This is a genomic window from Enterobacter cloacae complex sp. SYL001 (assembly GCF_049237025.1).
In the GTDB taxonomy this organism is placed as follows: Bacteria; Pseudomonadota; Gammaproteobacteria; order Enterobacterales; family Enterobacteriaceae; genus Enterobacter; species Enterobacter intestinihominis.
On sequence record NZ_JBMKJI010000021.1, the window covers coordinates 1 to 22,850 of the forward strand.

A 22,850-nucleotide genomic window follows, 5' to 3' on the forward strand; every position below is an offset into this window, starting at 1 on the left:
TACAGCCGGACCAGGGCATCGCTGACAGCCCTCAGTCATTTAGAAAGCAACTTTATTGCTTCTGCATAAAAAAATTACTGGGGATCCCTCAGCCCACAGGGAGAGGGGGAAGTCACTGCCTGTATCAGAACCTCGTATTCACGCTCATGTACCAGGTGCGACCCGGCTCATTATACGTATACGCACCCGCACCGTACATATACGCACCTGTCGTGGTATTACCCGTGGTCTGGGCGTTACCGGCGCGCCACTGGCGCTTGTCGAAGACGTTGTCCACGCCGCCGGTCAGGCTGACGTTTTTCGTCACGTCCCAGGTCGCGCTCAGGCCAACGATGCTGTAAGGGCTGACTTCGTCTTTCTCAGACCCGGTCACCGGCTGACCTTTGTAGTTGTACTTCTTCGGCTGCTGCTTGCCGTACCAGGTGAAGGTCGACTGCAATGAGACATCCTGACGTACCTGCCAGCTCAGGGTAGAGTTCAGCGTATACTCCGGGATGATCGACAGACGATCGCCGGTCTCCTTGTTCTTGCTTTGCAGCATGTAGGTGATGTTGTTGGTCCAGTTGATGGTATCGCTGACCGGCACGTTCAGGGAGCCTTCCAGACCTTCCACTACCGCCTTCGGTACGTTTTCCCACTGGTAGATATCGGTGGTGACTTTGCCGGTGGACGTCTGGCCAATCGGCGCGTAGCCCGCTTCAATCTTGTTGCGATAGTCGTTGCGGAACCAGGTCACGCCCGCCAGCCAGCCGTCGCGTTTCCACTCCAGGCCAATCTCTTTGTTGATGCTGGTTTCCGCTTTCAGATCGTCGTTACCCATCATGTAGCAGCCCACGCCGTCGGAGCTGGCGTAGCAGCCCTGGCCTTTACTGTACAGCAGGTAGTTCGGGTTGGTCTGATACAGGCTTGGCGCTTTATAGGCGCGCGCGATGCCCATCTTCAGGGTGAAGTCATCCCCCAGACCTTGCGACAGGTTCAGGGACGGGCTCCAGTTATTGCCGACAATAGTGTGGTGATCGAAGCGCAGGGCAGGGGTCAGCATGGTGCTGTCGGTCAGCTCCATGTTGTTTTCGGCGAACAGGGAGAAGATCTCCGCTGACGTGTAGGGGCTACGGTCTTCGCTCATGCCCGGGATGGTGCCGCCCTGCTGGGTTTGCGTGAAGGAGGTCGAGTCCTTCATGCGCTGCTGGTTCCACTCGGTGCCGAGCGTCAGGTTCTGGTTCACAATGAAATCAATCGGCAGGTTGATTTCGCTGTGCAGCATCACGTCGGACAGATCGGTGTCGGTGAATTTATTGCTGTTGAACAGACCTTCAGTACCGCCCGCCAGTCCTTCACCCAGACGGGAGTTGCGGGTGTGCTCGTACTGCGCCCAGTTGCTGGTGGTAATGCCGTTATCCCAGCCGCCGTTCCAGGTCACGGCGAAGTTCTGGCGATAAATACGGTTCGTCTCTTTACCGTAGTTCTTCTTCACCAGCGCGTTGTCGTTGTTGGTGTTCTGCGTGTCGCCCGCATACAGGTTGTTCTGGCGGCTGTAGCCCGCTTCAAACTCCAGCGACTGCATCGGTGCGAAGTCCCAGCGCACCACGCCGTTGATGTCTTTGTTTTCCACACCTTCACGGCCTGCGGGCAGGGTGTTGGCGTAGGCACCGGTACGTTCAGACTGGTGACCCTGGTTGATGTCCCACGCATCGGCCTGGGTTTTGTCCAGGTTACCAAACATGCGGAAGCTGAAGTCGCCGCCCAGCGGGCCGCTCAGGCTGAAGTTGGTGCGTTTAGTCGAACCTTCGTCCTTATGTTCTGGCGCGTTCAGGTAGGTGTTCCAGGAGCCGTGCCACTGGTCGTCGAATTTTTTGGTGATGATGTTCACCACGCCGCCCGCCGCGCCGTTACCGTAGCGTGCAGCGGCCGGGCCACGGATCACTTCGATGCGCTCGATCATCTCTGGCGGTACCCAGCCGGTATCGCCGCGGGTGTCACGCTCGCCGCGCCAGCCCAGACGGATGGAGTTGCGGCTGGTGACCGGCTTGCCGTCGATCAGAATCAGGGTGTTTTCCGGGCCCATGCCGCGAATGTCAATCTGGCGGTTGTTCCCGCGCTGGCCGCTGGTGGAGTTGCCGGTCAGGTTAACGCCCGGCATGGTGCGGATGATTTCCGCCACGTCGCGCGCGGGCGGGTTTTTGCGGATCTCATCGGCGGTGATGGTCGACACGCCCGGCGCCTGCAAATTCTGCTCGGCGGCGGTGATCACCATGGTGTCTTCGTGCTGCGCGGAGGCGGTGTTGTCGTCTGCCATGGCGGGCAGCGCGACACCATAAATCCCTAAATTGACCAGCAAGGCCAGAGAGTGAATCTTCTTATTCATTGTACGTCCCGCTTTTATGGTTATTTAATGAGCGCGCTTCCCACAGCGCGGGCATTACGCTATTGCAAATGCAAATAGTTATCAATAATATTATCAATAAAATTTGCTCTGAAACAAAAAAGACTGTTAAACATGGGGTTATAAGGGTGACGGCGTTAACAACCGGAAGTGAAGCGTGGTGGCAGGCGAAAGACGGGCCGGAACGGGAACGTCATCAGGAAAACTATCGCGTGACATTCTGGTGGCGGGACCCGGCGGGAACGCAGAAAACGTCGACGGTTAAACGCGTCTGGCTCTACGTCACCGGTGTGACCGATCACCATCAAAATGCCCGTCCGCAGTCCCTTGAACGTATCCCGGATACCGACGTCTGGCAGTGGCAGGGCGAGTTCAGCCCGGAATGGCGCGGCAGCTACTGTTTTATCCCCTCCGACAATGAAAACGATTTTGCCAGCGCAGTGTTTGAAGGCGATCAGCCGGACCGCATGGCGCTGCGCGAAGGCTGGCGCAAACTATTGCCGCACGCGGTGTCCGACCCGCTGAATGCCCAGAGCTGGCGCGGCGGGCGCGGGCACGCCGTCTCGGCGCTGGAGATGCCGGAGGCGCCCGTACAGCCCGGCTGGAACCATCCCGATACCCCTTACAAAAAGCCTGTCTGCATTGAGTGGCACAGCGCGCGTCTGAAGAACCGTCGCCGCGTGTGGATTTTTACCACCGGGGATGAAAGCCCCGAGCGCCCGCTGGCGGTGCTGCTCGACGGGCAGTTCTGGGCCGAAAGCATGCCCGTCTGGCCTGCGCTGGCGTCGCTCACCCATGAAGGCAAACTGCCGCCTGCGGTCTATGTCTTAATCGACGTGATTGACACCGCACACCGCAGCCGCGAGCTGCCGTGTAACCCTGATTTCTGGCTGGCGGTGCAGGACGAACTTCTCCCGCAGGTGAAAAGCATGGCCCCGTTCAGCGACCGCGCCGACCATACCGTGGTGGCGGGTCAGAGCTTCGGCGGGCTCTCTTCCCTCTATGCGGGCCTCAACTGGCCGCAGCGTTTTGGCTGCATCCTCAGCCAGTCCGGATCCTACTGGTGGCCGCACCGCGGCGCGCAGCAGGACGGGCTGCTCATCGAACAACTCAAAGCGGGTGACAAAACCGCTCGCGGGCTGCGCATCGTCCTTGAGGCCGGGCGCAACGAGCCGCTTATCTTACGCGCAAACCAGGCGATCCTCGCCGAACTACACACTCAGCAACCGGTTTTCTGGCGTCAGGTTGACGGCGGACACGATGCGCTTTGCTGGCGCGGTGGGCTGACACAGGGGCTGATGACCCTCTGGCAGCCGCTTATTCAATAACGGAGTCTGTATGGAATTCAGCAATCCTTTCGATAATCCGCAGGGACAGTTCGCCATTTTGCAAAATGACCAGGGGCAGTACAGCCTGTGGCCGCAGGAGTGCGAGTTGCCCGCGGGCTGGCGCGTGGTGTGCGAACCGCAATCTCAGGAGGCGTGCCAGCAGTGGCTGGCGGAACAGTGGCAGACGCTTGAGCCGTCTTACTTTGCGGGGGAGCGCGCATGAACCGTCTCCCTCTTGTCGCCGCCCAGCCGGGGATCTGGATGGCAGAGCAGCTTTCCTCCCTGCCAAACGCCTGGAGCGTGGCGCACTACACCGAACTGAAAGGCGCTATCGACGCGCCGTTGCTGGCAAAAGCCATCGCTGAAGGCATGATGCAGGCCGACACCCTGCGGATGCGTTTCACTGAGGATAACGGCGAGGTGTGGCAGTGGGTCGATGAGGCCATGATCCTGCCGGAGCCGTCCATTGTGCGCGTTAACTCCCACGACGCCGCCGTGGCGCTGATGGAGGCCGATCTCAACCAGAACCTGCGCGTCGACAGCGGTCAGCCGCTGGCGTTTCACCAGCTGATTCAGGTGGGAGAAAACCACTGGTACTGGTATCAGCGGTATCATCATCTGGTGGTAGATGGCTTCAGTTTCCCGGCCATTACCCGTCATATCGCCGCCATTTACGCTGCGTGGCAGAAAGGTGAACCTGCGCCCGCCTCCCCGTTTACTCCGTTCGCCGAGGTGGTGGAGGAGTATCAGCGCTATCGCGACAGCGAGGCGTATCAGCGCGACGGTGCTTTCTGGGCCGAACAGCGCCAACAGCTTCCTTCTCCGGTCTCGCTCTCTTCCGCACCCCTGCCGGGACGCGCCGCCACCACCGACATCCTGCGCCTGAAAATGGCGATGGACGGCCGTGCGTTCAGCCAGCTTGCACAGGCGGCCGGACAAACGCAGCGAACCGATCTGGCGCTTGCGCTGGTGGCGCTGTGGCTGGGTCGCCTGACCGGACGGCTGGACTACGCCGCCGGGTTTATCTTTATGCGCCGCATGGGCTCCGCCGCGCTGACCGCGACCGGACCGGTGCTCAACGTCCTGCCGCTGGCGGTGAATATTCGCCCGCACGAGAGCTTGCCAGCGCTGGCGCTGCGCCTGGCGAACCAGCTGAAAAAGATGCGCCGCCATCAGCGCTACGATGCCGAGCAGATCGTGCGCGACAGCGGGCAGGCCGCAGGGGACGAACCCTTGTTTGGTCCGGTGCTGAACGTCAAGGTGTTCGATTATCAGCTGGATATCGACGGCGTGGAGGCCATTACCCACACGCTGGCGACCGGCCCGGTGAACGATCTGGAGCTGGCGCTGTTCCCGGACGAGCAGGGCGGACTAAGCATTGAGATCCTCGCCAACAGGCAGCGTTACGACGAGGCGACGCTGAAGGGGCACGCGGCGCGGCTGAACGCAATGCTGACGCAGTTTGCCGCCAACCCGGACCTGCGTTGTGGCGACGTGGAAACCGTATCAGAGCAGGAATACGCGCGGCTGGCGCGAATCAACGATACCGGGCTGGCGCTGCCGTCCACCACGCTGGCGGACCTTGTCGCGGAGCAGGCGAGCAAAACGCCGGACGCCCCGGCGCTGGCGGATGCCCATACTGAGCTGAACTACCGCCAGATGCGCGAGCAGGTGGTCGCGCTGGCAAATCTGCTGCGCGCGCGCGGCGTGAAGCCGGGCGACAGCGTGGCGGTGGCGCTCCCGCGCTCGGTGTTCCTGACCCTGGCGCTGCACGGGATTGTTGAAGCTGGCGCCGCCTGGCTGCCGCTGGATACCGGTTACCCGGACGACCGTCTGCGGATGATGCTGGAGGACGCGAAGCCGTCGCTGCTCATTACCACCGACGAGCAGCTTCCGCGCTTTAACGATCTGCCGATCGCCACCTTTAGTTACAACACACTATTACCGGCCACCGATGCTGAACCTCTGCGCCTGGCGAAGCCGGAGCAGACCGCGTACATCATCTTTACCTCCGGTTCGACGGGACGACCAAAAGGCGTGATGGTCGGCCATACCGCCATCGTTAACCGCCTGAAGTGGATGCAGGATCATTATCCACTGGCGGCGCATGACGTGGTGGCGCAGAAAACGCCGTGCAGCTTTGACGTGTCGGTGTGGGAGTTCTGGTGGCCGTTTATCGCCGGGGCGAAGCTGGTGATGGCCGAGCCGGACGCGCACCGCGATCCGCAGGCGATGCAGAGCTTCTTCGCACAATATGGCGTAACCACCACCCACTTCGTGCCGTCGATGCTGGCGGCGTTCGTCGCCTCGCTGACGCCGGAAAACGTCGACTGTTGCAGGACGCTGAAGCAGGTGTTCTGTAGCGGCGAGGCGTTGCCGACTGCGCTGTGCCGCGAGTGGGAACAGCTCACCCATGCGCCGCTGCACAACCTCTATGGCCCGACCGAAGCGGCGGTGGACGTCAGCTGGTATCCGGCGTACGGCCCCGAGCTGGCGGCGGTGGAAGGGAACAGCGTGCCGATCGGCTTCCCGGTGTGGAATACGGGGCTGCGCATTCTGGACGCGATGATGCGCCCGGTGCCGTTCGGCGTGGCGGGGGATCTGTATCTCACCGGCATCCAGCTGGCGCAGGGGTATCTGGGACGCCCCGACCTTACCGCCAGCCGCTTTATCGCCGATCCGTTTGCCCCCGGCGAGCGGATGTACCGCACCGGGGACGTTGCTCGCTGGCTGGACAACGGCGCGGTAGAATATCTGGGCCGCAGCGATGACCAGTTAAAAATTCGCGGTCAGCGCATTGAGCTGGGCGAAATCGACCGGGCCATGCTTGCGCTGCCGGATGTGGCCCAGGCCGTGGCGCACGCCTGCGTGTTCAACCTGGCAACTGCCACGGGTGGCGATGCCCGCCAGCTGGTGGGGTACGTTGTCTCCGAATCCGGCTTACCGCTGGATCGCGACGCGCTGCTAGCATCACTCAAAGCCCAGCTGCCGCCACATATGGTGCCGGTGGTGCTGCTGCAAATCAGCGCGCTGCCGTTAAGCGCCAACGGCAAGCTGGATCGCAAGGCGTTGCCGCTGCCGGAGCTGACCAGCAAAACCTCTGGTCGCGCGCCTGAGACACAAACCGAAGTCGCCGTGGCGCAGGCGTTTTCTGCCCTGCTGGGCTGCGTAGTGAACGATATCGAATCCGATTTCTTTGCCCTCGGCGGCCACTCGCTGCTGGCGATGCGCCTCGCGGCTCAGCTCAGCCGTGCGTTCAGCCGTAAGGTCACGCCGGGCCAGATTATGGTCGCCTCGACGGTGAGTAAGCTTAGCGCCCTGCTGGACTCGCAGATGAGCGACGAGCAGGCGCAGCGTCTGGGGTATGAAACTGTTCTCCCGCTGCGTGAAAGCAACGGCCCGACGCTGTTCTGCTTCCATCCGGCATCCGGCTTTGCCTGGCAGTTTAGCGTCCTGGCGCGCTACCTCAGCCCGCGCTGGTCAATCGTCGGCATTCAGTCTCCCCGGCCTGAGGGGCCGATGGAGCAGTGTGCGGATCTCGATGCGGTGATCGAACATCATCTGAACACGTTGCGTAAGCAACAGCCTCAGGGGCCGTATTATCTGTTCGGCTATTCCCTCGGCGGCACGCTGGCGCAGGGCATTGCGGCGCGTCTGCGCGAGCAGGGTGAAAACGTAGCGTTCCTCGGCCTGCTGGATACCTGGCCGCCGGAAACCCAGAACTGGGCGGAGAAAGAGGCCAATGGCCTCGATCCTGAGGTGCTGGCGGAAATTGAGCGCGAGCGTCAGGCGTTTATCGCCGCCCAGCAGCGGCAAGGTTCCAGCGAGCTGTTTGACGCTATTGAAGGCAACTACGCCGATGCGGTGCGGCTGCTCACCACCGCGCATAGTTCACGGTTCGACGGCAAAGCGACGCTGTTTGTCGCCGAACGCACGCGAACCATGGATCCGCAGGCCGCATGGGCGCCGTGGGTGAGTGCGCTGGAGGTGTACAGCCAGGACTGCGCCCACGTGGATATTATTTCACCGCAGGCGTTTGAGAAAATTGGGCCGGTACTGAAGGAAATTTTAGGATAGTGCAAATGCCCCTCACCCTAACCCTCTCCCACGGGGAGAGGGGATGGTTTGCTCCCTCTCCCTGTGGGAGAGGGCTGGGGTGAGGGCATCAGACCGCACGTTTTCCAAGCGGCACCACCAGCGGCGTACCCGCCACCGGGTCGTCAATAATCATGCAGCGCATGCCGTAGATCCGCGCGATCAGATCCGGCGTCACAATCTCCTTCGGCGCGCCCTGCGCCACAATCTCGCCGTCGCGCAGCGCAATCAGATGCGTCGCGTAGCGGCACGCCTGATTTAAGTCGTGCAGCACTGCCGCCAGGGTGTACCCCTGCGTGCGGTTCAGTTCGCTCAGCAGCTCCAGCAAATCAATCTGATGGCTGATATCGAGCCAGGTTGTCGGCTCGTCCAGCAGCATAATCGAGGTTTCCTGCGCCAGTACCATTGCAATCCAGGCGCGCTGGCGCTGTCCGCCGGAGAGAGTATCGACGCTTTGCTGGGCCAGATTGGTGATGCCCGTAGCCTGCATCGCGCGCTTCACCGCCTCGTCGTCCTCCTTGCGCCAGCGGGTAAACAGCGGCTGGTGCGGGTAGCGCCCGCGGGAGACCAGCTCCTGCACGGTAATATCCCCCGGCGTGGTGGCGTTTTGCGCCAGCAGACCAATTCGGCGCGCCACCTCTTTGCTGGCGAAGCGCTGGATCTGCTCCCCGTCGAGGAACACGCTACCCTCAACCGGCGACATCAGGCGGCTCAGCGTGCGCAGCAGGGTCGATTTGCCGCAACCGTTCGGGCCGATAATGGCGGTGAAGTGGCCGTCCGGAATGGACACGGATAAATCCCGGGCAATGATTTTTTTGCCGTAGCCGAGGGTCAAGTTTTCGCCGCGCAAGCGGAATGTTGAATCTGTCATTTCTTGCGTGACTCCTGAACGAGCAAGACGATGAGGTAAATCCCGCCGAGGCTGACGGTCACCACGCCCACCGGCAGTTGATAAGGCATAAACAGCTGCTGAGCGCAGAGATCGGCGGCCAGCAGTAACAATGCGCCGCACAGCGCCGCCTGGGTTAATCCCCAGCGCGCGGTACCGCTAAGACGCCGCGCGATATGCGGGGCCACGAGGGCAATAAACGAGATCGGCCCGGCGATGGCGGTAGACGCTGCGGTCAGCAAGACCGCCACCAGCATCAGCATCAGGCGCGAGCGCTCTACGCTCACGCCCAGCGCGCAGGCGCTGTCGTCGCCCATCTCCAGCAGCCGCATGCGCCTGACCAGCAGCAACGCGCCAATAAACATCAGCAAAATCAGCGGCGCGGCGGGCCAGGTTTTTCCCCACGTCAGACCGTTGAGGGAGCCGGCGTACCACAGCCCGGCGGAGAGCGCGGTTTCCAGCGATGCCTGTAGCAGAAGCCAGGTGTTGAACGCCATCAGCATCGCACGGATGCCGATCCCGATGATGATCAGACGGAAGGTGTCGATGCCGTTGCGCCAGGCCAGGGCCCAGATAAGCAGGGAGGTGAGAATGCCGCCCGCCATCGCCGTAAAGGTAATGGCCGTAAGATGCTGCCCGAACAGCACCATCGCCACCAGCACGCCGCTCCACGCGCCGGTATTCAGGCCCATCACGTCCGGGCTCCCGAGGGGGTTACGCATCAGCGACTGGAATATCGCGCCGCTGACGCCAAGCGCCGCGCCCACCAGGATCGCCATCGCCACGCGCGGCAGTCGCCATTCGGTGACCACCATGGTGATGTTACGCGGCGCGCTGCCGGTGAGAGCGTGAAAGACCTGCGCGAAATCAAGCGTTACGGCACCGCTTTGCAGGCTCCAGACCGCCAGCAGCAGACTGGCGACGACCAGCAGGGCGACGCTGGTAAGTAAACGACGGGACGGGGCCATCATGCGCCACCCCCGCGTCTGCGTCGAACCAGGAAGATCAGCACCGGCGCGCCGATAAAGGCGCTGACCACCGAGACGCGAAGTTCACCCGGCACCAGCAGGCGGCCCAGTACGTCGGCAAAGAGCAGCAGGGCAGGGGTCGCCAGCAGCGTGACCGGCAGCGACCAGCGGTGATCCGCCCCCACCAGCCAGCGCGCCATGTGCGGCATCATCAGGCCGATAAAGGCAATCGGCCCGACCACGGCGGTCGCGCTGCCGCAGAGCACGGTAATGGCGAGTAGCCCCGTCAGCTGCGTGCGCGCCACACGGTTGCCGAGGGCGGTCGCGGTATCGCTGCCGAGGCTCAGGCTGTTCAGCGCCCGGCTTAAACAGAGCGCCACGGCGGCAGCGACGATCGTCGGGATCACCACCACCTTTAAGGTTTCAAGGGTACGAATATCCAGCGAACCCGCCTGCCAGAAGCGCAGCTGGTCATACACGTCCGGGTTGAGCAGGGCGATGCCGTTGGACAAGCCTTCCAGCACCGCCGCGAGCGCTACGCCCGCCAGCGTTAAGCGTACCGGGCTGAGCTGGCCGCCGCCCTGGCTGCCGGTAAACGCCACCACCAGCGAGGCCGCCAGCGCGCCGCAAAAAGCCATCATCAGCTGTTCAGAGGGGGACGTAAATCCAAACAGCGCTGCGCCGAGCACGATGGCAAAGCTGGCGCCGGAGTTAACGCCGAGAATGCCGGGGTCCGCCAGCGGGTTGCGGGTGAGGGTTTGCATCAGGGCACCGGCAAGGCCGAGCGCACCGCCAGCCAGCAATCCGGCAAGGGTGCGGGGCAGGCGAGCGTCGAGCACGATGGTGCAGTCGGCGCTCTGACAGGTACCGGATAGCGCATCGACAATAACGGACGCGGGCAGCGGTTTTGCGCCGACCAGCAGGCTGAGTGCAATCGCAAGGATTAGCAGTAGCAATAAAACGGGCACGGCAAGGGCGCGCACCGCAGAAGAGGAAAACGACATAGCAACATCCATGATTTGATAATGATAGTGATTATCGTTATCTATCTTATTTGGCTATGTTAGCATGTGCGCCCATGGAATGGGTAGAAATAGACTCAAGGCTTTGTCATGAATCAAAAATCCTGGCTGCTTAACCTCAGCCTGCTCAAAACACACCCGGCGTATCGCGCCGTTTTTATCGCTCGCTTTATCTCCATTTTGTCCCTCGGTCTGCTTGGTGTGGCCGTACCGGTGCAAATCCAGACCATGACTCACTCCAGCTGGCTGGTGGGGTTATCCGTCACCTTAACCGGCGGGGCGATGTTTATCGGCCTGATGGTGGGCGGCGTGCTGGCGGACCGCTACGAGCGTAAAAAGCTGATCCTGCTGGCGCGCGGCACCTGCGGGGTGGGCTTTATCGGGCTGTGTCTGAACGCCATGCTGCCGGAGCCGTCGCTGGTGGCCATCTACGTGCTGGGATTGTGGGACGGCTTTTTTGCTTCGTTAGGCGTGACGGCGCTGCTGGCGGCCACGCCCGCGCTGGTCGGGCGCGAGAACCTGATGCAGGCGGGGGCGATCACCATGCTCACCGTACGTCTCGGCTCGGTGATTTCGCCGATGGTGGGCGGTCTGTTGCTGGCGACCGGCAACGTGGCGTGGAACTACGGCCTTGCCGCGGCGGGAACGTTTATTACCACCCTGACGCTACTGCGTCTGCCGCTCCTGCCACCCCCGCCGCAGCCGCGCGAGCATCCGCTGAAGTCCCTGATGGCCGCGATTCGTTTCCTGTTCAGCAACCCATTGATTGGCGGCATTGCGCTGCTCGGCGGCCTGCTGACGATGGCGAGCGCCGTGCGCGTGCTGTATCCGGCGCTGGCGGGTGAGTGGCAGATGAGCGCCTCAGAGATTGGTGTGCTGTACGCCGCCATTCCGCTCGGTGCGGCCTTCGGGGCGCTGACCAGCGGCAACCTGGCGCAGAGCGCGAGACCGGGGTTGATCATGCTGGTGGCGACGCTGGCCTCGTTTATCGCCATTGGTTTCTTTAGCCTGATGCCGGTGTGGGCGCTGGGGGTGATGTGTCTGGTGATTTTCGGCTGGCTGAGCGCGGTCAGCTCTCTTTTACAGTACACCCTGATCCAGACCCAGACGCCGGAAGGGATGCTCGGGCGCATTAACGGCCTGTGGACGGCGCAGAACGTCACGGGCGATGCGATTGGCGCGGCGATCCTCGGCGGGCTGGGGGCGATAATGACCCCGGTGGCGTCGGCGAGCAGCAGCGGGTTTGTGTTAGCCGTTGTTGGCGTGATTTTACTGGCGGTTCTGGTGGAGTTGCGTCGGTTCAGGCAAACCCTGTAGGTCGGGTAAGGCGTAGCCGCCACCCGACAAAACGCCCGGTGGCGCTGCGCTTACCGGGCCTACGGGGAACGTGCCACTTATTTAAAAATTGAATTCAAACGCTGCAACACCAACATCGCGCTGTAATAATCCAGGCGGAACGTCTCGGTTCCTAATGCCCAGACGCGCTTGTTCTTCACCGACGGCAGATGCGCCAGCAGCGGGTTGGCGTAAATCGCGTCCACGTCTTTCTGATCGCCGGCAAACACGAACAGCCCTTCGCCGTTCAGCCCCGTCGCCAGGTTTTCACCCCCTAACTGGATAATGTCGTGGCGTTTGCCCTGACTTTTTGAGGTGTGCAACCCGGCAGGCACGTCGGCCAGCGTAAAGCCCAACTGGTGCAAAAGCTTGCCCTGCGCGGAGTCTGTCGTCCACAGGTTCGCCGTGTGCGCCGCGGCGGTGTAGACGATGGCGTTCACCGGCTGTGGCGGCAGCTTCATCTGCTGTTTCACCTTGGCGAGCTGTTTGTCGAAGGCAGCGATGCGCTCTGCGGCCTGTGTCTCCTGCCCGGTGATCGTCCCCAGTTGGGTCAGCAGTTCCTGCCAGCTTTTGTCGTCGTAGTTAATGATAAGCGTCGGCGCGATGGCGGAAAGCTGATCGTAGAGCGCCAGCGCGGAATCCCCGCCGGTGGCGCTGATCAAAATCAGGTCCGGCATCTGGGCCGCGACGGCTTCGGCGCTCGGCTCGCCGATGTACAGCCGGGCAACCTTACGCTGTTTGGCGATATCGCCCCACTGACGTAAAAAGCCCTGCGCATCCGCCACGCGGTTGTTTGGCGTGGTCGCGCCGCTGGCAATGACCGGCGCGTCAATGGCCAGCAGGGAGCCGGTTAAGGTCACGCTGGTGGAGACAATGCGCGTCGGTTTGCTCTCAAGCGTGTGAACGCCGCGGCTGTCGGTGACCTGACGCGGCCAGTCGGCGGCGGCGGCTGAGGTTAGTCCTAAAACAAAAAGTCCTGTTAAAAGAAGGGCATTGCGGCAAACGGCAGCGATTTTCACAGAGCGGCATCCTGATTTTATTGAAGATAATGCTTCTCATTTTCAGGGCTGTAGGGAAGGGATGCAAGCGTTTGTCGCACAAGTTATTTGCCCGACGGTTGACAGCGGGGCGATGTGGGATTAGGTTAGCCGACGAAAATATAAATGATAATCATTATTGCTTCTTTTATCATTTTAAGGAGGATGATATGGACACGTCCCTGGCTGAGGAAGTTCAGCACACCGCGACAACGCTGCAATCAGACAGCTTTTTCTTTATGTCGCCTTACCGCAGTTTTACCACGTCCGGCTGTTTCGCCCGTTTTTCTGAACCCGCCGTCGGCGGTGACGATCCGGCGGGTCCCTTTCAGCAGAAATTAGCTCAGGCTTTCCGGAATGCGAAAAACAGCGGCATTGCCCATCCGGTGATGGTAGGGGCGATCCCCTTCGATACCCGCAAACCGTCATCGCTGTTTATTCCGCAACGCTGGCAAACCTTCTCCCGCCCGGCGCGTCAGCAGTCCGCACGTTATGCCTCCGGCGCGCAGACGCTGAACGTGCAACAGCGCACCGAGATCCCGTCGCAGCCGGTTTTCGAGGAGATGGTTGCTCGCGCCGCGTCGCTCACCGCTACGCCGCAGGTGAATAAGGTGGTGCTGTCGCGCCTGATTGATATCGCTACCGACAAACAGATCGATAGCAGCGCGCTGATGGAGCGTCTTATCGCCCAGAACCCGGCGAGCTTTAACTTCCACGTACCGCTGGAAGACGGCGGCGTGCTGCTGGGCGCCAGCCCGGAACTGCTGCTGCGCAAAGAGGGCGCGCACTTTAGCTCGCTGCCGCTGGCAGGCTCTGCGCGCCGTCAGCCGGACGATGTGCTGGATCGCGAAGCGGGCACTAAGCTGCTGGCCTCCGAAAAAGACCGCCACGAGCACGATCTGGTCACGCAGGCGATGAAAACCATTCTGGAACCGCGTAGCCATCATCTGAGCATGCCAGCTTCCCCGCAGCTCATCACCACCCCGACGCTGTGGCATCTGGCCACGCCGGTAGAAGGTGAGGCACGTGAAAACGAGAACGCCCTGACGCTGGCCTGCCTGCTGCACCCGACGCCCGCGCTGAGCGGCTTCCCGCATCAGGCGGCAAAAGAGCTGATTGCCGAGCTGGAGCCGTTCGACCGCGAGCTGTTCGGCGGCATCGTCGGCTGGTGCGACAGCGAAGGTAACGGCGAGTGGGTGGTAACTATCCGCTGCGCGCGGCTGCATCAAAATACCGTTCGCCTGTTTGCCGGCGCGGGCATTGTGCCTGCCTCCTCCCCGGTCGGCGAGTGGCGCGAGACGGGCGTGAAGCTCTCCACCATGCTCAACGTGTTTGGTTTGCACTAAGGAATACTCATGACCATCCCTTTTACCCGCTGGCCTGAGGAGTTTGCCCGCCGCTACCGTGAAAAAGGCTACTGGCAGGATCTGCCGCTGACCCACATCCTGACGGACCATGCGGACAGCGATACGGTCGCGATAATTGACGGCGATCGCCGCATCACCTACCGCGCGTTTAATCAGGCGGTGACGAATCTGGCGTCCTCCCTTCAGGCGCAGGGGCTGCATCGCGGTGAGACCGCGCTGGTGCAGCTTGGCAACGTGGCCGAGTTCTACATCACCTTCTTCGCGCTACTGCAAATCGGCGTCGCGCCGGTCAACGCGCTCTTTAGCCATCAGCGCAGTGAACTCAACGCCTACGCGGAGCAGATCAAACCCGCCGTGCTGATTGCCGATCGCGACCACGCGCTGTTCTCGGGCGACGATTTTCTCAACACCGTTGTGGATGCGCATCGCTCGGTACGCGTTGTGCTGCTGCGTGGCGATAAGGGCGAACATGCGCTGGAGGCGGCGATTGCGCGCCCGGCGGACAATTTCATCCCGAACCCGACGCCCGCCGACAAAGTGGCGTTCTTCCAGCTCTCCGGCGGCAGCACCGGCACGCCGAAGCTGATCCCGCGCACGCATAACGATTACGACTACAGCATCCGTCGCAGCAACGAAATCTGCGGTATCACTGCGCACACCCGCTATCTGAACGCCCTTCCCGCGGCGCATAACTACGCCATGAGCTCGCCAGGATCGTTAGGCGTTTTCACGGCGGGTGGCTGCGTGGTGCTGGCGAACGATCCGAGCGCCACGCTCTGCTTCCCGCTGATTGAGCAGCATCAGATAAACGTCACCTCGCTGGTGCCGCCCGCGGTCAGCCTGTGGTTGCAGGCGATTGCCGACGGCGCGGGGAACGCCCAGCTGAAATCCCTCAGGCTGCTCCAGGTGGGCGGCGCGCGCCTCTCCGCCACGCTTGCGGCGCGCATTCCGGCGGAAATTGGCTGCCAGCTTCAGCAGGTATTTGGCATGGCGGAAGGGCTGGTGAACTATACCGCCCTCGACGATGTGCCGGAGCGCATCATCAATACCCAGGGTCGCCCGATGTGCCCGGACGATGAAGTGTGGGTGGCGGACGAGGACGGTAACCCGCTGCCGCGCGGGGAGGTCGGGCGTCTGATGACGCGCGGCCCTTACACCTTCCGCGGCTATTTCAACAGCCCGGACCACAACGCCAGCGCCTTCGATGCCAACGGCTTCTACTGCTCGGGCGATCTGATCGCCATCGATGAGCAGGGTTACATCACCGTGCAGGGGCGCGAGAAAGATCAGATCAACCGCGGTGGCGAGAAAATCGCCGCCGAAGAGATCGAAAACCTGCTGCTGCGCCACGACGCGGTGATCCACGCCGCGCTGGTGAGCATGGAGGACAGCCTGCTGGGCGAAAAAAGCTGCGCGTACCTGGTGGTGAAACAGCCGCTGCGCGCGGTGGAGGTGCGCCGCTTCCTGCGCGAGCAGGGCGTTGCCGAATTTAAGCTGCCGGACCGCGTGGAGAGCGTGGATGCGCTTCCGCTCACGCCGGTCGGCAAAGTTGATAAGAAACAGTTGCGCCTGTGGCTTGCTGAACGCGCCCGGGGCTGAGGAACAGAGAATGGCTATTCCAAAATTAACCGCATATGCGCTGCCAACCGCCGCCGAACTGCCGACCAGTAAAGTAAGCTGGGCGTTTGAGCCGGCGCGCGCCGCGCTGCTGATCCACGATATGCAGGAGTACTTCCTGAATTTCTGGGGCGAAAATAGCGACATGATGCAGCAGGTAGTGGCGAACATCGCTAAACTGCGCGCGTACTGCAAAGAGCACAATATTCCGGTGTACTACACCGCGCAGCCGAAAGATCAGAGCGATGAAGACCGCGCCCTGCTGAACGATATGTGGGGGCCGGGTCTGACTCGCTCGCCGGAGCAGCAGCGCATCGTCGCTGAGCTGACCCCGGACGAAGCGGACACCGTGCTGGTGAAGTGGCGCTACAGCGCGTTCCACCGCTCCCCGCTGGAGCAGATGCTGAAAGAGACCGGCCGCAACCAGCTTTTGATCACCGGCGTGTACGCCCACATCGGCTGCATGACCACCGCCACCGACGCCTTTATGCGCGACATCAAACCGTTCTTTATCGCCGACGCGCTGGCGGATTTCACCCGCGACGAGCACCTGATGTCGCTGAAATACGTGGCCGGACGTTCGGGCCGCGTGGTGATGACCGACGAGTTGCTGCCGTCTGTTCCGGCAACGAAAGCCGCGCTGCGTGAGCTGATCCTGCCGCTGCTGGACGAGTCCGACGAGCCGATGGATGACGAAAACCTGATCGACTACGGTCTGGATTCAGTACGGATGATGGCGCTCGCCGCCCGCTGGCGCAAAGTGCACGGCGACATTGATTTCGTGATGCTGGCAAAAAATCCGACCCTCGACGCCTGGTGGGCGCTGCTCTCCCGCGAGGTGAAGTGATGGCTTTTGATTTTACCGGTAAAACCGTCTGGGTGACGGGCGCGGGTAAGGGCATTGGCTATGCGACCGCGCTGGCATTTGTGGAGGCCGGGGCGCAGGTGACCGGGTTCGATCTGGCTTTCCCTCACGGCGAATATCCGTTTGCCACCGAAACGCTGGACGTGGCGGATGCGGCGCAGGCGAGTGACGTCTGCAGGCGTTTGCTCAGCAGCCTTGAGCGGCTCGACGTGCTGGTTAACGCGGCGGGCATTCTGCGTATGGGCGCGACGGATCAGCTTTCGCAGGAGGACTGGCAGCAGACCTTTGCGGTCAACGTCGGCGGCGCGTTCAACCTGTTCCAGCAGACGATGGGCCAGTTCCGTCATCAGCAGGGTGGGGCGATTGTGACGGTGGCCTCTGACGCGGCGCACACGCCGCGCATCGGCATGAGCGCCTACGGCGCGTCGAAAGCGGCGCTGAAAAGCCTGGCGCTGACCGTCGGGCTGGAGCTGGCGGGCAGCGGCGTACGCTGTAACCTGGTGTCGCCGGGTTCTACGGATACCGACATGCAGCGCACGTTGTGGACCAGCGATGATGCGGAACAGCGGCGCATTCGCGGCTTCGGCGAGCAGTTCAAACTCGGCATTCCGCTCGGTAAAATTGCCCGTCCGCAGGAGATTGCCGCGACCGTGCTGTTCCTGGCATCCGATGCCGCCAGCCATATCACCTTGCAGGATATCGTGGTGGACGGCGGCTCCACGCTGGGGGCGTAATGATCTGGAAACGTCATTTATCCCTCGACGAGCTGAATGCCACTAGCCAGAACACGATGGTGGAACACCTTGGCATCGTCTATACCCGCCTCGGGGACGATACGCTGGAAGCGGAGATGCCGGTGGATGCGCGCACCCACCAGCCGTTTGGCCTGCTGCACGGCGGTGCGTCGGCGGCGCTGGCGGAAACGCTGGGGTCGATGGCCGGTTTTCTGATGACCCGCGACGGGCAGAATGTGGTGGGCACGGAACTGAACGCTACGCACCACCGCGCGGTCTCTCACGGTAAGGTGCGCGGCGTATGTCAGCCGCTGCATCTGGGCCGCTCCAGTCAGAGCTGGGAGATTGTGGTGTTCGACGAGCAGGGGCGGCGGTGCTGTACGTGTCGGTTGAGTACGATGGTGCTGGGTTAGATTGTGCGGCGGGAGTGCCGGGTGGCGGCTTCGCCTTACCCGGCCTACGAAACATGCAGGCCCGGTAAGCGAAGCGCCACCGGGCGGTTGTTACAACATCGATACCACCCGCTTCAACAGCCGAATTCGCGGCGCAATGGACGCTTTATCCAGCCATTCCGCCGGGCTGTGGAACCCGGCGCCAACCGGCCCGAAGCCGTCAAGCGTGGGGATGCCGAGCGCGGCGGTGTGGTTGGCGTCGCTGCCGCCGCCGACTGCCTGCCAGGTAATGTCGATGCCTTCCGCTTTACCCGCCGCTTCAACCTGCTGCATCAGCGCCTGCGTCGCGTCGCTCGCGGCCATCGCCGGTTTGTGATTAACCCGCGTCAGCGTGGTGGTCACGCCGTCTAAAAAGCCTTGTTCACATAACAACTCCAGCGCCTGGTTCACCCGGTCATACTCGTCGTTTTCCCAGAAGCGAACGTCCAGTTCTGCCACAGCGCTGTCCGCGACCACGTTCGCCGCGCTGCCGCCCTGAATCACGCCGACGTTAAGTGTAGTGCCGCGATCCCAGTCCGTCAGCGCATTGATGGCGATAACGCTCTTTGCCAGCGCGGTGATCGCCGAGCGGCCTTTTTCCGGGTCATTGCCCGCGTGTGCCGCCACGCCGCTAAAGGTGAGGTGATAGCCCGCCATCCCTTTACGCGCTTTCACCAGCGAACCGTCGGCGCGGGCGGCTTCGCACACCAGCACGCAGCGGGAACGCTTAGCCAGCTCGCCAATCCACTCATGGGAATGGACAGATCCGGTCTCTTCGTCCGGGTTCATCGCAACGGCAATCGCGAGACGATCGTTGTCTGCGGCGTCAAGCGCGCGCATTGCCCACAAAATATTCAGAAGTCCGCTCTTCATATCCGAGACGCCGGGGCCGTACAGGCGGGTTTCATCCTCGCTCAGCGGACGCGCGGCCACGGTGCCGGCGGGAAATACGGTATCCAGATGCCCGACCAGCAGCACGTCGAACCGTTCCGCCTGCGGCTTGTTACTGACGAAGACGCCGGGGCCCACCTTGTCGCCCAGGTTCACCTGCTCCGTATGCCAGCCTTCGCGCTGCCACAGTTGCTGCATGATGCCTGCAACAGCGGCGACGCCGTCAATCGTCTGGGTGCCGCAGTCTACGTTCACCAGGGTTTTCAGCTCTTCGATATAATGGTCAAGGTTCATGTTCACGTCCTGTTCAGAGAATAATGCGCATCAGCAGCATGGCTAAGAAAGCGTTGACCACCGAGAGGGCGATCATCAGCGGAATACGTTTGGCGCGGGTGCCAATCACCCCCAAAATGCGGCCCAGGTACTGCACCTGCGAGCCCATCAGGTAGATGGCGGGCGCCAGGATCGCCAGGTGCTCGCCGGTGAGGATGCCTTTATCAAACAGGCCGATGGCAACGCCGATCCCGCCGCCCATCGACATCCAGCCGCCAATCAGCACGGCGGCCGCTTCGCCCGGCAGGCCAAACAGGCCCATCAGCGGAGAGAAGATCGTGCCCAGCCCTTTCAGCGCGCCGGTAATTTCCAGCGCCTTGATGATGATAAAGGCCATCACCACGTTGGGCAGCGTGCTGCTGGTGGCAATGCTCCAGCCTTTGCGCGCGCCTTCGATAAACACATCGGTAATGACGGGATTGGACTGTGGGGCACTCATGCGGCGTCTCCTTTATGGGTAAACGTCAGGATCAGGCGCAGCAGATTGGCGCCGACAATTTTCATGATAAACATCACCGCGATACAGGCCCCGATGGAGGTGGGCACCGCCGCCGTGCCGTCAACGGCGAGCAGCGTGAAGAGGATCGCCCCGGAAGAGAAAAAGTTGGTGATCATCGCCCCGGCGGAGAACTGGAACATGGCGAAAACGTCTTTCTCTTTTTCGCTGATTTGCCCTTCATCAGAGAGATTACGGGTAAGCGACGCGCCCACGTCGGTACTTTGCAGGCTGCCAATCAGCGCCAGCCCGGTGGTGCCAGGGATCCCCAATAGCGGGCGCAGCAGAGGAGTTAAGAGTTTGCGCGCGGCACGCAGGGCGCCATAGTGCTCCAGCACGTTGATCATCCCCAGGGCGAACATCACCGCAGGAATTAAACCGAGCGCGAAGAGAAACCCGTCCATCGCGCCGCTGCCGCCGGTGCCGCGAAAGGCGCTGCTGGCTGTTGTTAACGTACCGTCATCCAGACTGGCTTTGCTGACCACTTTGCCAAATGCGCCGTTGAGGGTGGTGAAATCAAAGACGCCGTACCACTCTTGTCCGCCTAACAGACCCGAGAAGAAAACGGCTGCAAACGCCAGCGCGAAGTACGCGCCCGGCCCGACCTGACTATCCTGAGGTACTGAACTGTTCATATCCTTTTCCTTGTATGCACGCGATTGCGCAGGATCATTCTGGCGAGGTTATGGCCAAAAAAAATGATACAAATCATTCCGTAAGGCGGTGTCTGGCCGAAAAAGGTAAAAGTGTGAACGGTGACGCTACGAAAGTGATCGGCTTAACAATGTGGTGTAAATGTCTGGTTTGACCACGCATTATTGCGTTTCAAAGTTGTTAAATTTTATCCGTTGTTCTAGAAACAAAATGTAACATCTCACTGTTTCACAACAACGGATAACCATTATGAACAACTCAGGGAAATACCTTATATGGGCAGGGCTCTCCGTTGTGGGAGCCTTTGCCCTGGGCTACATCGCCCTCAACCGGGGGGAGCAGATCAATGCGCTCTGGATCGTGGTCGCCTCCGTCTGCATTTATCTGATAGCATACCGTTTTTATGGCCGTTATATCGCGAAGACGGTACTGGGCGTAGACGGCACGCGCATGACGCCGGCCGTGCGTCATAACGATGGTCTGGACTACGTGCCGACCGATAAAAAAGTGCTGTTCGGTCACCATTTCGCGGCGATTGCCGGGGCAGGCCCGCTGGTGGGGCCGGTACTGGCGGCGCAGATGGGCTATCTGCCGGGGATGATCTGGATCCTCGCGGGGGTGGTGCTGGCGGGCGCGGTGCAGGACTTCATGGTGCTGTTCGTCTCCACCCGTCGCGACGGTCGTTCGCTGGGTGAGCTGGTGAAAGAGGAGATGGGGGCAACTGCCGGGGTGATTGCGCTGGTGGCGACCTTTATGATCATGGTCATCATCCTCGCGGTACTGGCGATGATTGTGGTGAAAGCCTTGACCCACAGCCCGTGGGGAACCTATACCGTCGCCTTCACCATTCCGCTGGCGCTGTTCATGGGGATCTACATTCGCTATCTGCGTCCGGGACGCATTGGTGAAGTTTCAGTCATTGGCCTGGTGTTCCTGGTGTTTGCTATTATCTCCGGTGGCTGGGTGGCGGAAAGCCCGACCTGGGCACCGTTCTTCGACTTCACCGGCGTGCAGCTGACCTGGATGCTGGTGGGCTACGGCTTCGTGGCGGCGGTGCTGCCGGTATGGCTCCTGCTGGCCCCGCGTGACTACCTCTCTACGTTCCTGAAAATTGGTACCATCGTCGGGCTGGCGATCGGCATTCTGATTATGCGCCCGACCCTGACCATGCCTGCCCTGACCAAATTCATTGACGGCACCGGCCCGGTCTGGACCGGCAATCTGTTCCCGTTCCTGTTTATCACCATCGCCTGTGGGGCAGTGTCTGGCTTCCATGCGCTTATCGCCTCCGGGACCACGCCGAAGATGCTGGCGAATGAAAATCAGGCCTGCCTGATTGGCTATGGCGGCATGCTGATGGAATCCTTCGTGGCGATTATGGCGCTGGTCTCGGCCTGTATTATCGACCCGGGCGTGTACTTCGCGATGAACAGCCCGATGGCGGTACTGGCCCCGGCCGGCACTGTTGACGTGGTCGCCTCTGCTGCGCAGGTGGTGAGCGGCTGGGGCTTTGCGATTACCCCTGAAACGTTGACGCATATCGCTAACGAGGTCGGCGAGCAGTCGATTATCTCCCGTGCGGGCGGGGCGCCGACGCTGGCGGTGGGTATGGCCTACATCCTGCACGGTGCGCTGGGCGGGCTGATGGATGTCTCGTTCTGGTATCACTTCGCCATTCTGTTCGAGGCGCTGTTTATCCTGACGGCGGTGGATGCCGGTACGCGCGCGGCGCGCTTTATGTTGCAGGATCTGCTGGGGGTGATCTCCCCGAATCTGAAACGTACCGATTCACTCCCGGCTAACCTGCTGGCGACGGCACTGTGCGTGCTGGCGTGGGGCTACTTCCTGCATCAGGGCGTGGTCGATCCGCTGGGCGGCATTAACACCCTGTGGCCGCTGTTCGGTATCGCCAACCAGATGCTGGCGGGCATGGCGCTGATGCTTTGTGCCGTAGTCCTGTTCAAGATGAAGCGCCAGCGTTACGCATGGGTGGCGCTGGTGCCAACGGCGTGGCTGCTGATCTGTACCCTGACAGCAGGCTGGCAGAAAGCCTTCAGCCCGGACAACAAGGTGGGCTTCCTGGCCATTGCCAACAAGTTCCAGGCGATGATCGACAGCGGCAAGATCCCGGCGCAGTACACCGAATCTCAGCTGTCCCAGCTGGTGTTTAACAACCGTCTGGACGCCGGGCTGACCATCTTCTTTATGGTGGTGGTTGTGGTGCTGGCGTTGTATTCTCTGAAAACCGCGCTGGCGGCGTTGAAAGTCGACACGCCAACGGCGAAAGAGACGCCGTATGAGCCAGTGCCTGAGAACCTGGACGAGATTGTCACCCAGGCGAAAGGGGCGCATTAACCCGTGTGCCGGGTGGCGGCTTCGCCTTACCCGGCCTACATTTCTTATCC

Annotated in this window: 18 protein-coding genes; 10 read left to right on the top strand and 8 right to left on the bottom strand. The window is 61.6% G+C overall.

The annotated features are described in order from the left end of the window. Window positions 1-124: 124 nt before the first annotated feature. Window positions 125-2,365, bottom strand: coding sequence for a TonB-dependent siderophore receptor (locus ACOTZP_RS17260; protein ID WP_023299551.1), 2,241 nt, complete (start codon window positions 2,363-2,365; stop codon window positions 125-127). 146 nt (window positions 2,366-2,511) lie between these two features. Here ACOTZP_RS17260 and fes point away from each other — a divergent pair, with 146 nt between their 5' ends. Genes fes through entF form a run of 3 tightly spaced genes read left to right on the top strand, consistent with a single transcriptional unit; the run spans window position 2,512 to window position 7,788 of the window. After that, window positions 2,512-3,711: an enterochelin esterase gene (gene fes / locus ACOTZP_RS17265; protein WP_032670401.1), complete on the top strand. Its 1,200-nt coding sequence runs from the start codon at window positions 2,512-2,514 to the stop codon at window positions 3,709-3,711. Window positions 3,712-3,721: 10 nt separating this feature from the next. Continuing rightward, window positions 3,722-3,934, top strand: coding sequence for an MbtH family protein (locus ACOTZP_RS17270; protein ID WP_032624700.1), 213 nt, complete (start codon window positions 3,722-3,724; stop codon window positions 3,932-3,934). Then, entirely contained in the window at window positions 3,931-7,788 is a 3,858-nt protein-coding gene (gene entF / locus ACOTZP_RS17275; RefSeq protein ID WP_421633756.1) for an enterobactin non-ribosomal peptide synthetase EntF, read from the top strand. The genes ACOTZP_RS17270 and entF overlap by 4 nt, the downstream gene beginning before the upstream one ends. An 88-nt stretch (window positions 7,789-7,876) precedes the next feature. Here entF and fepC read toward each other — a convergent pair whose 3' ends face one another. From fepC to fepD, 3 genes are read right to left on the bottom strand one after another with little or no spacing between them, the layout of a single operon-like run. Beyond that, window positions 7,877-8,677 carry an iron-enterobactin ABC transporter ATP-binding protein gene (gene fepC, locus ACOTZP_RS17280; protein WP_023299555.1) on the bottom strand — a complete coding sequence of 267 codons (801 nt, stop codon included), beginning with the start codon at window positions 8,675-8,677 and terminating at the stop codon, window positions 7,877-7,879. Continuing rightward, window positions 8,674-9,663, bottom strand: coding sequence for an iron-enterobactin ABC transporter permease (fepG, locus tag ACOTZP_RS17285; protein ID WP_072200994.1), 990 nt, complete (start codon window positions 9,661-9,663; stop codon window positions 8,674-8,676). The genes fepC and fepG overlap by 4 nt, the downstream gene beginning before the upstream one ends. Further along, window positions 9,663-10,667 (bottom strand): Fe(3+)-siderophore ABC transporter permease, encoded by a 1,005-nt coding sequence (fepD, locus tag ACOTZP_RS17290; protein WP_022647378.1) that lies wholly within the window; start codon window positions 10,665-10,667, stop codon window positions 9,663-9,665. Before fepD ends, fepG begins: the two co-directional genes overlap by 1 nt. Before the next feature lie 108 nt (window positions 10,668-10,775). On the opposite strand from fepD, the gene entS reads away from it, so the two are divergent. Beyond that, complete coding sequence (gene entS, locus ACOTZP_RS17295; RefSeq protein ID WP_058677448.1) at window positions 10,776-12,002, top strand: enterobactin transporter EntS; 1,227 nt, start codon at window positions 10,776-10,778, stop codon at window positions 12,000-12,002. A gap of 77 nt (window positions 12,003-12,079) precedes the next feature. On the opposite strand, the gene fepB is transcribed toward entS, so the two are convergent. Beyond that, window positions 12,080-13,039 (bottom strand): Fe2+-enterobactin ABC transporter substrate-binding protein, encoded by a 960-nt coding sequence (gene fepB, locus ACOTZP_RS17300; protein WP_063138053.1) that lies wholly within the window; start codon window positions 13,037-13,039, stop codon window positions 12,080-12,082. Window positions 13,040-13,227: 188 nt separating this feature from the next. Between fepB and entC the strand changes: the two genes are divergently transcribed. Genes entC through entH form a run of 5 tightly spaced genes read left to right on the top strand, consistent with a single transcriptional unit; the run spans window position 13,228 to window position 18,053 of the window. Beyond that, entirely contained in the window at window positions 13,228-14,403 is a 1,176-nt protein-coding gene (gene entC, locus ACOTZP_RS17305; RefSeq protein ID WP_023299559.1) for an isochorismate synthase EntC, read from the top strand. A gap of 9 nt (window positions 14,404-14,412) precedes the next feature. Further along, window positions 14,413-16,023 carry a (2,3-dihydroxybenzoyl)adenylate synthase EntE gene (gene entE / locus ACOTZP_RS17310; RefSeq protein WP_271075012.1) on the top strand — a complete coding sequence of 537 codons (1,611 nt, stop codon included), beginning with the start codon at window positions 14,413-14,415 and terminating at the stop codon, window positions 16,021-16,023. Between the two features lie 10 nt (window positions 16,024-16,033). Next, window positions 16,034-16,888 (top strand): isochorismatase, encoded by an 855-nt coding sequence (locus ACOTZP_RS17315; RefSeq protein ID WP_271075011.1) that lies wholly within the window; start codon window positions 16,034-16,036, stop codon window positions 16,886-16,888. Beyond that, window positions 16,888-17,640 carry a 2,3-dihydro-2,3-dihydroxybenzoate dehydrogenase EntA gene (entA, locus tag ACOTZP_RS17320; RefSeq protein WP_045622250.1) on the top strand — a complete coding sequence of 251 codons (753 nt, stop codon included), beginning with the start codon at window positions 16,888-16,890 and terminating at the stop codon, window positions 17,638-17,640. The genes ACOTZP_RS17315 and entA overlap by 1 nt, the downstream gene beginning before the upstream one ends. Continuing rightward, window positions 17,640-18,053, top strand: a complete 414-nt coding sequence (gene entH, locus ACOTZP_RS17325) for a proofreading thioesterase EntH (protein WP_022647384.1) — start codon at window positions 17,640-17,642, stop codon at window positions 18,051-18,053. The genes entA and entH overlap by 1 nt, the downstream gene beginning before the upstream one ends. A 90-nt stretch (window positions 18,054-18,143) precedes the next feature. Here the strand turns inward: entH and ACOTZP_RS17330 are convergent, their stop codons facing one another. The 3 genes from ACOTZP_RS17330 to ACOTZP_RS17340 are packed head-to-tail and all read right to left on the bottom strand — an operon-like array spanning window position 18,144 to window position 20,426. Then, a complete protein-coding gene (locus tag ACOTZP_RS17330) occupies window positions 18,144-19,256 on the bottom strand; it encodes a M20 family metallopeptidase (protein ID WP_058677444.1) in 1,113 nt (370 codons plus the stop codon). A 13-nt stretch (window positions 19,257-19,269) separates the two neighbouring features. Then, window positions 19,270-19,734 (bottom strand): YjiG family protein, encoded by a 465-nt coding sequence (locus ACOTZP_RS17335; protein ID WP_023305665.1) that lies wholly within the window; start codon window positions 19,732-19,734, stop codon window positions 19,270-19,272. Further along, window positions 19,731-20,426, bottom strand: coding sequence for a nucleoside recognition domain-containing protein (locus ACOTZP_RS17340; RefSeq protein ID WP_022647389.1), 696 nt, complete (start codon window positions 20,424-20,426; stop codon window positions 19,731-19,733). Before ACOTZP_RS17340 ends, ACOTZP_RS17335 begins: the two co-directional genes overlap by 4 nt. Before the next feature lie 268 nt (window positions 20,427-20,694). Here ACOTZP_RS17340 and cstA point away from each other — a divergent pair, with 268 nt between their 5' ends. Beyond that, window positions 20,695-22,800, top strand: a complete 2,106-nt coding sequence (gene cstA / locus ACOTZP_RS17345; protein ID WP_271075009.1) for a pyruvate/proton symporter CstA — start codon at window positions 20,695-20,697, stop codon at window positions 22,798-22,800. Window positions 22,801-22,850 lie beyond the last annotated feature (50 nt).

Coding starts and splice junctions, on each gene's coding strand:
- entS (WP_058677448.1), top strand. CDS start 10,776: ATGAATCAAAAATCCTGGCTGCTTAACCTCAGCCTGCTCAAAACACAC.
- fepD (WP_022647378.1), bottom strand. CDS start 10,667: ATGTCGTTTTCCTCTTCTGCGGTGCGCGCCCTTGCCGTGCCCGTTTTA.
- ACOTZP_RS17330 (WP_058677444.1), bottom strand. CDS start 19,256: ATGAACCTTGACCATTATATCGAAGAGCTGAAAACCCTGGTGAACGTA.
- fepG (WP_072200994.1), bottom strand. CDS start 9,663: ATGGCCCCGTCCCGTCGTTTACTTACCAGCGTCGCCCTGCTGGTCGTC.
- ACOTZP_RS17270 (WP_032624700.1), top strand. CDS start 3,722: ATGGAATTCAGCAATCCTTTCGATAATCCGCAGGGACAGTTCGCCATT.
- entC (WP_023299559.1), top strand. CDS start 13,228: ATGGACACGTCCCTGGCTGAGGAAGTTCAGCACACCGCGACAACGCTG.
- entA (WP_045622250.1), top strand. CDS start 16,888: ATGGCTTTTGATTTTACCGGTAAAACCGTCTGGGTGACGGGCGCGGGT.
- ACOTZP_RS17260 (WP_023299551.1), bottom strand. CDS start 2,365: ATGAATAAGAAGATTCACTCTCTGGCCTTGCTGGTCAATTTAGGGATT.
- fepC (WP_023299555.1), bottom strand. CDS start 8,677: ATGACAGATTCAACATTCCGCTTGCGCGGCGAAAACTTGACCCTCGGC.
- entH (WP_022647384.1), top strand. CDS start 17,640: ATGATCTGGAAACGTCATTTATCCCTCGACGAGCTGAATGCCACTAGC.
- entF (WP_421633756.1), top strand. CDS start 3,931: ATGAACCGTCTCCCTCTTGTCGCCGCCCAGCCGGGGATCTGGATGGCA.
- ACOTZP_RS17340 (WP_022647389.1), bottom strand. CDS start 20,426: ATGAACAGTTCAGTACCTCAGGATAGTCAGGTCGGGCCGGGCGCGTAC.
- ACOTZP_RS17335 (WP_023305665.1), bottom strand. CDS start 19,734: ATGAGTGCCCCACAGTCCAATCCCGTCATTACCGATGTGTTTATCGAA.
- entE (WP_271075012.1), top strand. CDS start 14,413: ATGACCATCCCTTTTACCCGCTGGCCTGAGGAGTTTGCCCGCCGCTAC.
- ACOTZP_RS17315 (WP_271075011.1), top strand. CDS start 16,034: ATGGCTATTCCAAAATTAACCGCATATGCGCTGCCAACCGCCGCCGAA.
- cstA (WP_271075009.1), top strand. CDS start 20,695: ATGAACAACTCAGGGAAATACCTTATATGGGCAGGGCTCTCCGTTGTG.